10 protein-coding genes and 1 pseudogene are annotated in these 16,056 nt (G+C 47.9%); 7 read left to right on the plus strand and 4 right to left on the minus strand.

What is annotated here, in order from left to right:
* Window positions 1-98 precede the first annotated feature (98 nt).
* Window positions 99-1,661: a SusD/RagB family nutrient-binding outer membrane lipoprotein gene (locus tag BQ7997_RS05865; protein ID WP_022139359.1), complete on the minus strand. Its 1,563-nt coding sequence runs from the start codon at window positions 1,659-1,661 to the stop codon at window positions 99-101.
* A gap of 20 nt (window positions 1,662-1,681) precedes the next feature.
* A pseudogene (locus BQ7997_RS05870) lies at window positions 1,682-4,687 on the minus strand (SusC/RagA family TonB-linked outer membrane protein); the annotation flags it as partial.
* 333 nt (window positions 4,688-5,020) lie between these two features.
* On the opposite strand from BQ7997_RS05870, the gene BQ7997_RS05875 reads away from it, so the two are divergent.
* Window positions 5,021-5,242, plus strand: coding sequence for a carboxypeptidase-like regulatory domain-containing protein (locus tag BQ7997_RS05875; RefSeq protein WP_022139361.1), 222 nt, complete (start codon window positions 5,021-5,023; stop codon window positions 5,240-5,242).
* Between the two features lie 766 nt (window positions 5,243-6,008).
* Complete coding sequence (locus tag BQ7997_RS05880; RefSeq protein ID WP_073344447.1) at window positions 6,009-7,670, plus strand: IS1182-like element ISBf3 family transposase; 1,662 nt, start codon at window positions 6,009-6,011, stop codon at window positions 7,668-7,670.
* Window positions 7,671-7,782: 112 nt separating this feature from the next.
* Here BQ7997_RS05880 and BQ7997_RS05885 read toward each other — a convergent pair whose 3' ends face one another.
* Window positions 7,783-10,032: an inorganic phosphate transporter gene (locus tag BQ7997_RS05885; protein ID WP_073344450.1), complete on the minus strand. Its 2,250-nt coding sequence runs from the start codon at window positions 10,030-10,032 to the stop codon at window positions 7,783-7,785.
* Window positions 10,033-10,442: 410 nt separating this feature from the next.
* Between BQ7997_RS05885 and BQ7997_RS05895 the strand changes: the two genes are divergently transcribed.
* Both BQ7997_RS05895 and BQ7997_RS05900 read left to right on the plus strand, forming a co-directional pair.
* Window positions 10,443-10,682: a hypothetical protein gene (locus BQ7997_RS05895; protein WP_073344453.1), complete on the plus strand. Its 240-nt coding sequence runs from the start codon at window positions 10,443-10,445 to the stop codon at window positions 10,680-10,682.
* The gene (locus BQ7997_RS05900; protein WP_073344455.1) at window positions 10,648-11,073 is read left to right on the plus strand and encodes a putative toxin-antitoxin system toxin component, PIN family; all 426 of its coding nucleotides are present in this window, start codon (window positions 10,648-10,650) and stop codon (window positions 11,071-11,073) included. The genes BQ7997_RS05895 and BQ7997_RS05900 overlap by 35 nt, the downstream gene beginning before the upstream one ends.
* 126 nt (window positions 11,074-11,199) lie before the next feature.
* On the opposite strand, the gene BQ7997_RS05905 is transcribed toward BQ7997_RS05900, so the two are convergent.
* Complete coding sequence (locus tag BQ7997_RS05905; protein ID WP_073344470.1) at window positions 11,200-13,284, minus strand: RNA degradosome polyphosphate kinase; 2,085 nt, start codon at window positions 13,282-13,284, stop codon at window positions 11,200-11,202.
* Between the two features lie 55 nt (window positions 13,285-13,339).
* Between BQ7997_RS05905 and BQ7997_RS05910 the strand changes: the two genes are divergently transcribed.
* The 3 genes from BQ7997_RS05910 to rfbB all read left to right on the plus strand — a co-directional run bounded on the left by BQ7997_RS05910 (window position 13,340) and on the right by rfbB (window position 16,011).
* Window positions 13,340-13,834: a metallophosphoesterase family protein gene (locus BQ7997_RS05910; protein WP_044654112.1), complete on the plus strand. Its 495-nt coding sequence runs from the start codon at window positions 13,340-13,342 to the stop codon at window positions 13,832-13,834.
* A gap of 149 nt (window positions 13,835-13,983) precedes the next feature.
* On the plus strand, window positions 13,984-14,853 hold the full coding sequence (rfbA, locus tag BQ7997_RS05915; RefSeq protein WP_073344472.1) for a glucose-1-phosphate thymidylyltransferase RfbA: 870 nt from the start codon (window positions 13,984-13,986) through the stop codon (window positions 14,851-14,853).
* A 21-nt stretch (window positions 14,854-14,874) separates the two neighbouring features.
* Window positions 14,875-16,011: a dTDP-glucose 4,6-dehydratase gene (gene rfbB, locus BQ7997_RS05920; protein ID WP_044654110.1), complete on the plus strand. Its 1,137-nt coding sequence runs from the start codon at window positions 14,875-14,877 to the stop codon at window positions 16,009-16,011.
* Window positions 16,012-16,056: the final 45 nt, after the last annotated feature.

Genomic DNA, 16,056 nt, shown 5'->3' on the forward strand with positions numbered 1-16,056 from the left:
AACCTCACGGTTGGCCTATTTTTGTTCGCTTCTGTTAATTTGTTAGAGTCAGAAACGACGCAATGTAAAGTCTCTCCTTTGAGAGATGTAAAGTACGGTTATCGGCTTCCGCCAGCCCACCAGACAGGTTCGCTATATACATAGTCACCGTTGCCGTAGGCAGCCTTCACTTCCGGGTTGGCAGTGGTGTCACTGTTGCCGTAAGAGTAGCGCAGCGGGAATTTAGTCGCGTTGAGAGGGTTGGACAGCGTAATGAAATTCTCGTTCATACCCTTCATACGACGGATATCGTTGTACGTTTCCGTAGCTTCGCCCGAAGTTCCCCACAGGGCAAAATACTTCTGAATCATTGTTTCCTGCAACGGATTGGCAGTATATCTCGCTTTCACTACATTGTCGAAATATGCTTCGGCGTTGGTTGCGTCAAACGGTGCAGAGCCATTCGTGTTCAATGCAGTTCCCAACTCCTTGATAGAGATAGAAATACTGTTTTCAGCATTGAGCAATCCGGCAACTACCGCGTCTTTCAGAGCCGCTTCCGCGTCACGTCCCAAACGAGCCAGTGCTTCTGCTTTCAAGAACAACAGTTCGTGATAGCTCAACAGTAGTGTAGGCGCAGTCTTGGCGTACATAAACGCGGAAATTCCGTATTTGGAAGTACTCTGGTCGGGCGAACCGTTGGGTGCAGGCACTAAGGCAGCGTCGTTGGCAGCCACTTGTGTACGTTTCTGGTTGGCAACCGGAGTGAAGAAAGCACGTCCTGCGCGCGGGTCGTTATTGGCAATCAGCTTGTTGCACAAACTCTGACTGGCTCCGAGAGCGGCACGGGCAGTATAAAATCCGTAGAACGGATTGATGTTCGTTGCGTCGTAAAGGCTGAACGCAGCCTGCTCGTCGGCCGAAGTGAAAGACTTGCTGACGTATTCGAGCACCTTTTCCAAATCAGCGGTCTTGTTGCTCGAACGGTGGATAAGTCGCATCGTATAACGCGCTTTCAGACCGTAAGCGAATTTCAGCCACTTCGCTGCATCCCCGTCGTAGAGGAAGTCCTGACCGGATACGTCCGCCAAGTCATCCTTCTGAAGATTCACGATAGCATCGTCCAGATACGCCATGATTTGCGTATAAATCTCCTGCTGGGTATCCATTTTCGGAGTCAGGTAGACCGGCGAACCGTATTCATCTACCAGCGCAGCCTGACTGCAAGGGGCGTCTCCGAAGAAATCCGTCAGCAGAGCGCAGTTGTAGGCAGCCATCACTTCGCCCATGCCTTGGGTGAGGTAATTTCCGTGGTCTCTTCCGCCTTCGCCGCACTGCTTCACGATGATTCGTGCGTTTTTTAGCGTAGAGTAGATACCGTTCCATACATTATTATAGGTGGACGAAGCAGAAGGTTCGCTTTCACGCATTTCGGCGTAAAAAAGCTGGTTGTCAACGCCTACTTCATATTCCACGTAAGCCGAAGCATACGTGTTGAGGTCACCGCTGGAGTTGGAGAAAGCGGTGGAAGTGATTACGTCTGCCAGGATAAATCTTGCGGCAACGCTAGTGGTGTGGTCGTTGTCCTTGTTGATTCTGTCCATGGCGTCCTCTGAACAAGCGGAGAACAGAGACAGCGCGGCAACCGCCAGCACACCTGTTATTTTATTGTATCTTTTCATAATTTCTTTCGTTTAGCTAATTAGAATTTCACATTTACACCAAAACCGTAGCTGGCAGTTCCCGGCAGGGAGAAACGCTCGAAAGCTCCACCCATGTTGTCGTTACCTTGCGATGCTTCGGGGTCGAATCCTTTGAGTTCAGACCATACGATGAGGTTACGTGCAAACACGTTCACGTCTACGTTCAGCCATTTGCTGTTGTACACCGGATAGCTCACCGAGAGTTCACGCAGCTTGATGAATGACGAGTTGTAGATGTAAGACTCGTTGATGGAGCGCAGACGCGTATAGTAAGATTGCGCGTCGGTCACAGCGATGTCGTTGGTTGCATACGTCGGGTTGCCTTTCGCGTCCGTACCCGTTTCCTTCACGGAGTTGGGGACTACGAAACTGCCGCCGTTACGCTTGTCAGCCGTCTCTTTGGTGACACCGTAGAAGTTCATTTCGCCTGCCGTACCGCAGTACATCTGTCCGCCCTGCTTCCAGTCGAAAACGGCAGAGATACGGAATTTGTACAGTTCGATATTCGTATTGAATCCCAGACGGAAATCCGGAGAAACGCGGCCGATAACATCATCCTCGCCCACTTGCGGAAGTCCGTTGGCGTCTACTACGATTTGTCCGGCACTGTTGCGCTTGTACGTGCTGCCATATACGACGGGGAATTTCTCACCGATACCGGCACGCACCTGTGGAGTGACGAAACCACCCAGATAGATGCTTTCCACGCCCGGAGCCAGTTCGTCCACGTAGTTGTCAATCTTCGAGAAGTTGAAAGCGAAGTCGAGCTTGAAGTTGCGGTTGTTCACCGGCGATACGCCCAGCGTGATTTCGTGAGCGTTGGTGTGAATCTTACCACCGTTCATAATCATACTGTCATAACCCGTAGAACCGCCCAAGGGCACTTCAAATATCTGGTCTTTCACGTTCTGGCGAGAATAGGTATAGTTCAGGGTGAACAAGCCGTTGAAGAACGTCAGGTCGGCACCGATTTCGTAAGATTTCGTGTTCTGCGGTTTCAGGTTGGGGTCGTACACCTTATAATAAGGTATATACGCCATCGTACCGTTGAGCGGATACGTAATCGGCGTGCCGTTGAAGAATCCGCCGCCGTAAGTCGGGGTGTAGTAGTAACTTTCCATGTAGTCGCCCGCCATACCTACTTCGGCATACGAAGCACGTAGCTTACCGAAGGTGAGGATGTTGTTTTTCAACGGTTCCAGTTCGGTGAACACAAAGCCCAGTGACACGGACGGATACGTGAACGAACGGTTGCCGCGCGGCATGTTCGAAACAACATCGTTACGGATGGTTCCGTTCAGGTAAACCATGTTCTTCCAGGCGATGGAGAGATTGGCGAAGTTACCTACGGTACGTTTCTTCTTGTACGACTTGTCGCTCAGATAGCTCGATGCGTTGTTCAGATTGTTCCAGCCGGGGAAGTTGAAGTTCGCGCCGTACGAGTAGTTGTGCTGCGTCTTCTTCTCTACAAGCTCATTACCGATTAAGGCGTCCAGTACCCAGTCCTGCGTGATGTCCCAACGGTAAGAAGCAGTGAGCAGTGAGTTCAGTTCGTTGATGGTGTAGGAGTATTCGATGTCCTCGCCGTAGTCAGCCATCGTGCTGCCGTATCCGTAGATTTCGCTGTAATTGCTCGTGTAGGCGTCGTCACCGATTTGGTATTTAACGTCCAACTTATGGTTGTCCGTACCGAATTTGGTGGTGAACTTCACGAACGCGTTTCCGAAAAAACGTTGTGAACGTTCGGTGAATACGTTGTTGTCTACCGCCCAGTAAGCGTCGTCAATCCATGCCTGGCGATAAGTGTTCTGCGTGTAAGGGTCGCCTTCGATGTGCGAGGGGATGCCTTTCATGTTGTAGCTCACGGGAGCGTTGTAGATGGTAGCCGTCACGCCGGAGTTGGCGGTAGACTGCTTCTTGATTTTGGAAGTCACGAAGTTACCGTTGAAACCGGTCGACCAGTTGGGGCTGAGCTGCACTTCGGCAGACAGCTTGGCGTTGTATCTGTCCATACCTGTGGTGGGGATGATGCCTTCCTGATGCGTGTTACCCAAGGAGAAAGAGTAGCTGCCCTTCTCCATATTCTGGGAAACGTTGATGTTGTTGCTCCACGTGACACCTGTTTCGAAGAAGTCTTTCATGTTGTTGTAAGCCTTCGGGGTAGCCCACGGGTCAAGTCCGGCTTCGGCGCGTTGGGGAACGTAGTATTGTCCCTGATGCTTGCCGAGGCTTTGTGTGTAGTCGTTGACCGTGTTGCCGCCGTAAACGGGGTCGTTGGCGAGTTCCGAGATTTTCGGGCCCCAACTGTGTCCTGAGTACGGAGAGTACTCGCCGCCGCTACCTTGCGCAAATTCCTTTTGCAGTTCGGGCAACGTAGATACCACGTCGAAAGAGACATTGCTGCGGAAGTTAATCACCGGCTTGCCTTTGGCAACGCCTTTACCGCTCTTGGTGGTGATAAGAATCACACCGTTCGAAGCACGCATACCGTACAGGGCGGACGCTGCCTGACCTTTCAGGATGTTGATGCTTTCGATGTCGTTGGGGTCGATGTCCACCGAACGGTTCGCGTAGTCGGTACCGTAAGCACCGCCGTTGGCGTAGTCCGTAGTAGACACATCGGCTGCCGAAGCGATAGGCATGCCGTCGATAACGTAGAGCGGTGTATTGTCGCCTGTGAACGAGCGCGAACCGCGGATAGTAATTTTGGACGATGCGCCCGGCATACCGGAAGACGGAGCGATGTCCACACCCGATACTTTACCTTGCAAAGCTCCGGCAAGGTCGGTGTTCGCCGCGCGTGTCAGGGCGTCGGACTTCACGTCTTGAACAGCATACCCCAGCGCTTTCTTTTCGCGTGAGATACCCATTGCCGTGACTACCACCTCATCCAAGGCCTTGGCATCACTTTTTAATACTACTTTGATAACTCCGGGCTTGATAGCCACGTCTTGCGAAACCATTCCTACATAGGAAACGCGCAAAGTCTTAGAAGAACTTGGTAGACGGGCTTTCCGCTTTCACTATCGTTAATAGTCCTTTCGTATATTTATAGGTGAAAAATGACGAAATGTTAGCCGAATGAGTGGATTTATAATGTTTTTGTTTTGAAAATCTCCGTTTTTAACACTTTCTTTCTGCTAGTGATGATGTTTTAAAAGTTGCTAAATCAGAAATGTTTTGTTTTAAACTCTCGTTTTAAGGTATTCTAGTGCTTATAGTATGATAGTTTTTAGTTAAAAGTGTAACGCTTTTTTCGGTTTTCTATAATTTGTGTTATCTTTGCAACCTGTTAGAGACAAAAAATCTGTTTATAGGTTAAATTTAAGAGAGAATTTATGAAAAGAAAATTGATGTTCTTTATGACCTTCCTTTTTATAGGTATAGGTCTGATGACAGCGCAAACGTCTGGAGTTACCGGTTTGGTAACCTCTGAAGAAGATGGGCAACCTGTCGTAGGTGCTTCAGTATTGGTGAATGGCACTTCCCTTGGTACTATCACTGATATTGACGGTAAGTTTACAATCAACAATGTACCAAGTTCTTCTAAGACTTATTAGCCTTTTTTCTCTCTATTCTTCTTTCACATTTTCTCTATCTTATTGTTAATCAGCTTTTCTGTTTCGTATTCCGCAATTTAACATTCCATCTTGTTTTCTATTACTGAAACTGGTACTTCATGCTCTTGTGATATGAGTGGTCTTGTCTCCTTTTTACTTTTTGTGGACGGGTGCTGAGATTCTACCCGGTTGGTTGGAATGGCTAAGGGCAAAATATTGCTTTTCTTGAGGAGGAAAACACCTACTTGACTATGAAACAATATGTAGAAGACTTGATGCTGACAAGTACTACGTTCAGGTAAATGATGTAGGAGACTTAGGTAATTCTGATACATGGTTTCATCTGTTTCTGTACTACAATCCCATAATTATGTTTAAGCGTTTTCAGTGCAGTGAACAAGAATTTTCAGTGCAGTAAACTATAATCTTTTATGTAGTCGGGAAGTTGTCACCTTGCAATGTGACTATTGTCATCTTATAAGGTGATAAATGTCACTTTATAAGGTGCTATTTGTCACTATGCAGAATGACTGGTTGTTTGGAAAAGACAGGAAACACTAAAGATACGAAATAAATTGGCGAAAAACAAGAGGGGGGAGTAAATATTACTTCATGTAGCGTACATTATGTTCTTTTGTTTTTGGGTCATGAGGTTGTGTCAAAACGCTGACACAGCCTTTTTTTATGCGCAAAGCCCAGACTTTCTCAAGCCCGGGCTTTGTTATTACCCAAAGTTTTCGTATCTTTAGGTATAAAGTTTTTCGTTATGGCAAAGTTACATTTTCGTCCTTACATTCCCAACCAAACCGTTCTTTTTCCACAAAGAATTGATGAAAACATAGCTGCGACCGACCCAGTCCGCATCGTGAATGCTGTTATTGACAATCTCAATCTTGAGAGTTTCAAGAAGCTTTATAAGGAAACGGGCCGTTGTCCTTATCATCCTAAAATGATGCTTAAGGTGATAATCTACGCCTACATGAATAATATCTATTCTTGCCGTAAAATAGAGAAGCACCTCCTTCGTGACATTCATTATATTTGGCTTGCCGGTAATGAGCATCCGGATTTTATCACGATCAACCGTTTTCGTAACCGTGTAAAGGAGGAAATAAATAATGTATTTACCCAGTTGGTTCTTGTCCTTGCCGATAAAGGTTTCATCAGCCTTGATGTAGAGTATATCGACGGCACCAAGATTGAATCCAAAGCCAACAAATATACTTTTGTCTGGCGCAAGACAGTCGAACGGAACCGTACGATACTAATGGATAAAATCCGTATTCTCTTGGAGCAGGTGGATCAAGCCATTGCACAGGAGAACTCTATAAAAGACACATCCGTGGAGTTTACTCCCTGCAGGCTCTCTGACATAGTGGATGAACTTAAAGAAGCCCTGGAACGCCAGCCTGCAACAAAGGATAAGGAAGAAAAGAAAGCCCTGCGCAAAAAGAAGAAGCAGGTCATGGAACTTGAAGGGTATCGTGACAAGCTGATAGAATACAACAATCACCTTGATACCCTTGGAGAACGTAACTCCTATTCCAAAACCGATCCTGGTGCCACATTCATGCGCATGAAAGAAGATGCCATGAAGAACGGGCAGACCAAACCCGGATATAATCTGCAAATAGGTACTGAAAACCAATTCATCACAGACTTCCGTCTGTTTCCCAACCCTACCGATACACTGACCCTCATACCTTTTTTCCACTCTTTCCAGTACCGCTATAACCGTTTACCGAATATCTGTGTGGCAGACTCCGGTTACGGTTCGGAAGAAAATTACCGGTTCATGCAGGAGAATGGGATAGAAGCCTTCATCAAGTACAATTACTTCCATAAAGAACAGCGTCCTCGTTATACTCCCAACCCGTTCCATGCCGAAAGTCTCCATTACAATGCCCAAGAGGATTATTACGTTTGTCCTATGGGACAGCACATGAACCGTATAGGAACCAAACGTGACAAGACAGCGAGCGGATACATCATCGAAAGTGCCCGGTATAAAGCAAAAAGATGCGAAGGTTGCCCTTTGCGTGGCAGTTGTTTTAAAGCTCGGGGGAACCGTATTATAGAAGTCAACCACCGATTAAATCAATACAAACGGCAGGCACGGGAAAGGTTGCTCTCAGAAGAAGGTATCAAGCATAGAGGCAGGAGGTGTATAGAACCAGAGGCTGTGTTTGGACAAATGAAATACAACATGGCATACAGAAGATTCCGGCATGTGGGAGAAGACAAGGTTACAATGGACTTTGCTTTCTTTGCTATAGCCTTTAATATCAAAAAAATGTGTGCTAAACTGATAAAAGAAGGAAAGGGGCTCATTACAGTTGCCAAATATATGTTTATGGGACTATTTATAACCCGATATAATTGGAATATAGCAACTTGTTGCCAAATGCATGAGGAAAAAGCAGCATAGCCAAAAGAAAATATAGCAGAACTGTAAAATATAAAAGAGGTTGTGCCAACGTTTTGACACAACCTCATGACTTTTTTTAGTATCTGTCTGTTCAGGATATAGCCGGTGGGCTCTATGGCATTTCATTTTCCATCTGGAACTTGCGGCTTACTTTCATCAGGTTGATGGTGTAAGTCACTACGTTCTGCGCTTCCTGAACCATTGTCAGATAGACCATGCTCACGCGGATGCTTCCCGGTTGGCTCTGGATACGTTGGAGTTCCTTGCGTTTCAATAGGGAGAGTTGACCGTTGAGGTCGTTGGCACGGCGGATTTCTTCTTCCAGATTGTTGTATTCGTTGTTTTCCAACTTCTTGCGGCATTGCTGTATCAGGTAGGTGATGTCTTCGGTGGCATCGCTGAATTCGCCTTTCTGAATAGCGTCCAAGGGGTTGAAGTTGTTGTCGATATGTTCCAGACACGGTTCGCAGAGACGGGAGATGCTGTACACCAGTTCGCTGGCGAAGTCATTGCCTTGGTAGTAATAGAGTCCTTTATCGAGTACGGTGTTGTTGTCAAGACGGCACATGGCTACGGTTCCTGCGCGCTTCATCTGTTTGATAAGTTGCTTCTCGAACTTCGTGGAACCCATGGCACGGCGCAGTCCGCGGAGGTTCTCGTGCAGGAAGGAGGTGACGGTGAGTTCGAAGTTCGTTTCTGCGTATTCCAGTACTTTGGCGAGCTCTTCGCGGGTGTGCTTGCGCATCAGTTGGAGGGCTTCTTCGGAGTTGGAGGTCTGCATAAGTTGTTTCAGGGTTTCGTTGCCTTGGGCTTTCGCTTTGCGTTTCTTGTACATCACTTGGCTGCGTATCAGGATGAATACGGCGAGGGCGATAAGGGCGATAATGGAGATGTTGCCACCGTAGTGGAGCACGAGGGCGACGAAGAAACAGATGGTGAAGGCTGCTCCGGCGGTGATGAACCAGCCACCGATGACACTAAGTACGCCGGTGATGCGGTAGACGGCGGAGTCGCGTCCCCAGGCACGGTCGGCAAGCGAGGTACCCATGGCTACCATGAAGGTGACGTAGGTAGTGGAGAGGGGAAGTTTCAGTGAAGTTCCGAGGGCGATGAGCAGACCTGCCAGTACGAGGTTGACCGATGCGCGGACAAGGTCGAAGGCGGCTCCGTCAGCGATGATGGCTTCGTCTTTGCGGAAGCGGGAGTTGAACCATTCTTTTGTGCCTGAAGACATGATGCGGGAGATACTGTTGGCCATTGTCATGCTGATGCGCACTACGGTGCGGGCTATCGGGGTGCTTCCGAAGGTTTCTTCGCCTTCATCCTGGCGGGAGAGGTCGACGGATGTCTTGATGACGGCGTGGGCTTTCTTGGAGGTGCAGAGGGCGTAGACCATGACGGCACCGGCGCCGATGAGGAAGTACCACGGGGTTTTGGCGGGGCCTAGCAGTGAGGTCATCAGGAAGCCGTTGGCGTTGCCTGCCCCGTTGGCGGTATAGTCCATGAAGGAGGAGAAGCCTGCGAGGGGTACACCGATGAAGTTGACGAGGTCATTGCCGGCGAAGGCGAGGGCAAGGGCGAACGTGCCCATGAGGACGACGACTTTGAAGACGTTGACTTTGAGCCAGTGGAGCACTTGCATCAGTATGGTGAAGAATACGAAGAACGTGGCAATGAGAAGCCAGGTGTTTTCTTGTATCCAGAGTTTGTTGTCGGGAGTCATGAAGGAGCTGTCTTTCAGTCCTTTGATGAGCATGAAGTAGATGATGGATGTAGCAGCGATACCGCCGAAGAGGGCGATGCTGTATTTCATCTTTTTCTTATAGTTAAAGGTGAAGATGACGCGGGCTATCCACTGAACGAGCATTCCGAAGAAGAAGGCGATGGCTACGGACACGAAGATGGCCATGATGACGGAGAGGGCTTTGTCGGTATTGATGAGGTCGCCCAAGCCGAGGGTGTCGCTGTTGTGTACTTTGATGAGGGAGAGGGCGAATGTTCCGCCTAGAAGCTCGAAGACGAGGGAGACGGTGGTAGAGGTGGGCATGCCCATGGAGTTGAATACATCGAGCAGCACTACGTCGGTCAGCATGACGGCGAGCAGGATGCACATGATTTCGGCAAAGTAGAAGTGCTCGGGTTGGTAGATACCGTGACGGGCGATGTCCATCATTCCGTTGGACAAGGCGGCGCCAATGAAAATGCCGATGCCGGCTATGAACAGGATGGTTTTGAACGAGGCTGCTTTGGCGCCCACCGCGGAGTTCAGGAAGTTGACTGCGTCATTGCTCACGCCGACGATGAGGTCGAACACGGCAAGAACGAAGAGGAAGATGATAATGCATAAATAAATTGTCTCCATAAATAATATATGTGTGTATGTTACTTTATTCGGGGACAAAGGACGGAATTTCAGGTTGCAGGGAGGTGTCATATGTGTTACATTTGTGTTACAATGGGGAGTGTTCTTTCTTTTCTCTTGAAAGAAAAGAAAGAACCAAAGAAAAGTTCAAGGCTTACTTTTTTCTCCTACTCGCTTCCTGCACTACGCTAAAGGGCAGAAACTCGCTACGCTCAAACAGTCTGCCCTTCTTAACGCTTCGTTACGGGCACTCGCTTGACGGAGGAAAAAGTAGGCCGGGAGACCATTCGGGTGGGGCTTGTTGCGGAAGGGATTATATGGTGGGATAGGTGGGGAAAGTATTTATTCCGTTCTGTTTGTTTGGATGATGGAAAAGTGTATCTTTGTAAAAAAGAAAAGGAGGATAGCATATGGATGCGATGTTAAATTTGAGTTATAATCAGATATTGAATCTGGTTCAACAACTTCCGCCACGTTCTAAGTTGAAATTAGGACGGACACTTACCCAACAGGCAACAAGGGCGGAATTGAAACATTTTCTGGATACTTTCCGTACGGATGAAATAACTGAGGATGATATATTAGCTGAAGTCAAACAGGTTAGAAAAGAAAGATATGAGCGTCGTAAGAAAGAAACGGGTAATCGTTGATACGAATTGCTGGATTAGTTTTTTGATTGGACGACGGTTGGGAAAACTTGTGACATTGTTGTCTGACGAGAGAATAGAGCTCGTGTTATGTTCGGAATTGTTAGAAGAATTGCTTGAAGTAACCCAACGACCTAAATTTACCCGTTATTTTCCGTTAGAGGAAGTTGAGTCTTTATTGGAGTTCTTACGTTTACGTTGCTCTTTTTTTACTCCGACGGAAAATATAAAACTTTGTCGGGATATAGAAGATGATTATTTATTGAATTTGGCACACGTGGCTAAAGCACACTATTTAGTAACGGGCGACAAGGACTTATTGGTTCTAAAACGCATAGAACGTTGTAAAATAGTTGATGTAAAAGAGTTTGAAGAAGTATTCCGTGAGAAATGATATTTTTTTATGGAGTGATGATGCGGCTCTCGCTTTATTGTTCACTAATACTGGTACACATTCGGATTTGTTTTTAAGGAAATACTAATATATGTATGGAAGAAAATGAGGGTGCTCGAAGCACTCTCATTTTTTATTTAACCAGTCATAGAAACTGTATTGCGCCCGGACGGTGGGGGTGCCGGGTGTTCTCTTTTTGAATACGTTTTGGAGGCGGTCGTCCACCCAGCAGGCTTTTTGGTTATCGGCGAGTTGGATATTGAGCATTTCAATCAGGCTGTCGCGCAGGTCGGGGGCGAGGATGGGCGTGATGGCTTCGATGCGGCGGTAGAGGTTACGACGCATCCAGTCGGGCGAGCCCATGAAGACTTTGGGGTTGCCGTTGTTGCCGAAGTACCAGATGCGGGCGTGCTCGAGGAAACTGTCTACAATACGGGTGACACGGATGTTGCGACTGTATGACTGGCCGGGGATGAGACAGCAGATGCCACGGACGATGAGGTCGATTTGTACGCCGTGTTCGGATGCTTCGTAAAGGCGGTCTATCATGGTGGGGTCTTGGAGAGCGTTCATTTTGAGGATGATACGGCCTTGCTTGCCTTCGTCGGCAAGGGAGATTTCACGGTCGATGAGGCGGTTCAACTCGGGAATGAGGTTGAAGCGGGCGACGAGGAGGGTGGTGAATTTCGGGCTTTCCTTGCCTTGGAGGGTGCGGAAGAGGTTGTAGAGGTCGTTCACTATCTCCTTGCGGCAGGTGAAGAGTCCGCAGTCGGCGTAGAGGGTGGCGGTCTTCTCGTTGAAGTTGCCGGTACTGATGTAGGCGTAGCTAGGGAGCTTTTCGCCGTTCAGGCCGCGGCGGCGGATGAGGGCTACCTTGGCGTGGACTTTCAGGCCGGGGATGCTGTATATTATTTTGATGCCGGCGGCTTGCATCATTTCGGCGGTGGCGAGGTTGTTCTCTTCGTCGAAACGGGCTTTCAGTTCTACGAATACGGTGACTTTCTTGCCGTTTTGGGCGGCGGCTATCAGGGTGTTGATGACGGCGGAATTTTCGGCTACGCGGTATTGCGTCACCATGATTTCACGGGTTTCCGGGTTGTGAACGGCTTCGTAGAGAAAGTGGATGAAGTGCTCGAAAGAGTGGTAAGGGTAATATAAGAGCAAATCCTTTTGGGCGACATAGTTGAAGATGGATTCCTTTTCGTCAAGGATGGTGAGCTTCATCGGTTTCGGTTTCTCAACCGTGTGCAGGGATTTGTTCGGGTTGGGGAGATGGCGCAGGTCTTCCAGGTTCAGGTGCTTGTCGCCGGGGACGAGTTCGTCACGGTGGATGTGGAAGGCATCTACGAGGAAGTCAAGGAAGTCTTGCGGCATGGCACGGTCGTAGACAAAACGGCATACGTCGCCTATCTTGCGTTTCTTAACTTTTTTCTTCAGTTGGGCTACGAGGTCGGCACTGCTGGCGGTGTCGTCAATCAGGATGTCGGCATCGCGGGAGATTTTGATGCAGTAGCTCGAGTCGATGTCGTAGCCGGGGAAGATGAGGTTGAGGTTTGCCTTGATGATGTCTTCGGTGAACATCAGGTAGTGGTTCTTCTCGTGAGACGGGAGTTCGATGAAGCGGGGGACTTTGGCGTACGGTTGCTTCATGACGAAGTAGTAGGGGATGCGTTGGGCGTTTTCTTTTGGGGTGTCTGCCTTGTCGGTATCGTTTTTCAGATAGACACGAATGGCAAGATAAAGCCGGTTGTCTCGGAGGAAGGAGACGATTTTATCTTTGGATACGGGTACCGGTTGCAGGTAGGGGAAGATTTCTTCTTTGAAGAAGTCTTTGATAAATTTCTGATGGAACGGTTCTACGTGTCTGTCCTGATAGAATATGATATGGTTTTTGCGCAGGGCGGGCAGTATCTTTTGCTCGTAGATAAGCACACGGTCGTCCAGTTGCCGATTGACTTCCCGGTTGATTTCTTCTACGAGTTCGCGGGCGGATTGTACGGTTTCTTCGTCGCTTTCCGTGGCTCCCGAAGCGACCGCCTTATGGTCGGCCACACGGATTTTGTAAAATTCTTCGAGGTTGGAAGAGTAGATGGAAATGAAATTAATGCGCTCGTAGAGCGGGAGATGCTCGTCCAAAGCCTCCATCAATACGCGGTAGTTGAATGATAGCCAACTGATATCTCGCTTAAAATAATTATATTTGCTTTCCATGTGCTTTAAGATTTTTCCAAATATAGTATCTTTGTGGGATTAAACAAAGAATTTTATGACAAGAATTGGATTATTATCAGATACTCACGCTTACTGGGACGAGAAATATCTGGAATATTTCGAGCCGTGCGACGAGATTTGGCATGCTGGAGACATTGGTTCAGTGGAAGTTGCGGAGAAGTTGGCGGCGTTCCGGACGTTCAGGGCGGTCTATGGAAATATAGACGGGCAGGAAATCAGGAAACTGTTTCCACAGGTGAACCGTTTTACGGTGGATGGCGCGGAGGTGCTGATAAAGCATATCGGCGGTTATCCGGGGAAGTATGACCCTTCGATAATCGGCAGTCTCATGGCGCGTCCGCCAAAACTTTTTATCAGCGGACATTCGCATATATTAAAGGTGAAGTATGACAAGACGCTCGACATGTTGCATATCAATCCGGGGGCGGCAGGGATGTCCGGCTTTCATAAGGTGCGGACGTTGGTGCGGTTTGTAATCGACCAAGGGGCGTTCAGTGACCTGGAAGTTGTCGAACTGGCGGATAAATAATGTGTTAATTCACCAATGTGATGCTGTCCGATTAAACGACAAGACAGTAAATAGGCAGGTCGGCATATTGAAATATTGGCTCATTATTTTTGTCATTTCAGATTTCTTTCCGACCTTTGCACGCAGTTAATGATTTAACTCAGACGAACATGAAAGGAATTATTCTCGCCGGGGGAAGTGCCACCCGTCTTTATCCGCTTTCTAAAGCGATTTCCAAACAGATTATGCCTGTGTATGACAAACCGATGATTTATTATCCATTGTCTACGTTGATGTTGGCGGGAATACGTGAGGTGTTGATAATCTCGACTCCGCGTGACTTGCCGATGTTTCGCGACTTGCTGGGAACGGGTGAAGAGTTGGGAATGTCCTTCTCTTATAAGATTCAGGAACAGCCCAACGGACTGGCACAGGCTTTCGTCCTGGGGGCCGACTTTCTGGACGGTGAAGCGGGATGCTTGATTCTGGGTGATAATATGTTCTACGGACAGGGATTTTCCGCTATGCTTCGTCGGGCTGCCAGTACGGAGAAAGGGGCTTGTATCTTCGGTTATTACGTGAAAGACCCGCGCGCTTATGGTGTCGTGGAGTTCGACGAACAGGGAAATGTGATTTCTTTGGAAGAAAAGCCGGAAGTGCCTAAAAGCAATTATGCCGTGCCTGGACTCTACTTTTATGATGCCAGTGTGACGGAAAAAGCGGCGGCTCTCCGCCCTTCGGCACGTGGAGAATATGAAATAACGGATTTGAACCGCCTTTATCTGGAAGAAGGTACGTTGAAAGTGGAGCTGTTCGGACGCGGATTCGCTTGGCTGGATACGGGAAATTGCGACAGTCTGCTGGAAGCTTCCAATTTTGTCGCTACCATTCAGAACCGTCAGGGTTTCTACGTGAGTTGTATCGAAGAAATAGCCTGGCGTCAGGGATGGATTCCTACGGAACAGTTGCTTCTGTTGGGACAGCGGCTCGAAAAGACCGAGTATGGAAAATACCTTATCGAATTGGCGAAACAATCCTAAAATCAACATAATAAATAACATATGAAAACTTATCTAGTGACCGGTGCCGCAGGTTTTATCGGCGCGAATTACATTAAGTACATCTTGGGCAAGTATAGCGACGTCAAAGTCGTGATACTGGACGCTCTGACGTATGCGGGTAACTTGGGGACGATTGCCAAAGACATCGACAACGAACGCTGCTTTTTTATCAAGGGAGATATTTGCAGCCGCGATGTGGTGGACGGTCTTTTTGCTGAGTATCGTTTTGACTATGTGGTGAATTTTGCTGCCGAAAGTCATGTAGACCGCAGTATCGAAAATCCGCAACTGTTCCTGATTACGAATATTCTCGGGACACAGAACTTGTTGGATTGCGCACGTCGCGCATGGGTGATGGGTAAAGACGAACATGGTTACCCGACCTGGAGAAAGGGTGTACGCTATCATCAGGTATCTACCGATGAGGTGTACGGTTCGCTCGGAGCTGAAGGGTATTTCACCGAGGCTACCCCGCTTTGTCCTCACAGCCCGTACAGTGCTTCCAAAACGAGCGCGGATATGTTCGTAATGGCTTATCATGACACGTATAAGATGCCGGTTACGATTACCCGCTGTTCAAATAACTATGGCCCGTATCATTTTCCTGAGAAGTTGATTCCGTTGATAATCAAGAATATCCTCGAAGGAAAGCATCTGCCTGTCTACGGTGACGGCAGCAACGTGCGCGACTGGCTTTATGTGGAAGACCACTGCAAAGCGATTGACGTCGTAGTGCGTGAAGGTAAGGAAGGTGAAGTGTACAACGTAGGTGGACACAACGAGAAGACAAATCTCGAAATTGTGAAGTTGACTATCTCTACCATTCACCGTCTGATGACGGAGAACCCCGAATATCGCAAGATTCTCAAGAAGAAAGTGAAAGATGCCAACGGTGAGATTTCTATTGATTGGATTAACGAAGACCTGATTACTTTTGTCAAAGACCGTTTGGGACACGACCAGCGTTACGCTATCGACCCGACGAAGATTACAGATGCTTTAGGCTGGTATCCGGAAACGAAATTCGAAGTTGGAATTGTGAAGACTATCGAATGGTATTTGGAAAATCAAGCCTGGGTGGAAGAAGTTACCAGTGGCGATTATCAGGGATATTACGAAAAGATGTACGGAAAATAAAGAAGAGTTCTTAAATTGAATGAATGAAGAGTTTTCTTCATTCTT

This window comes from Bacteroides congonensis (assembly GCF_900130125.1).
Classification (GTDB): domain Bacteria; phylum Bacteroidota; class Bacteroidia; order Bacteroidales; family Bacteroidaceae; genus Bacteroides; species Bacteroides congonensis.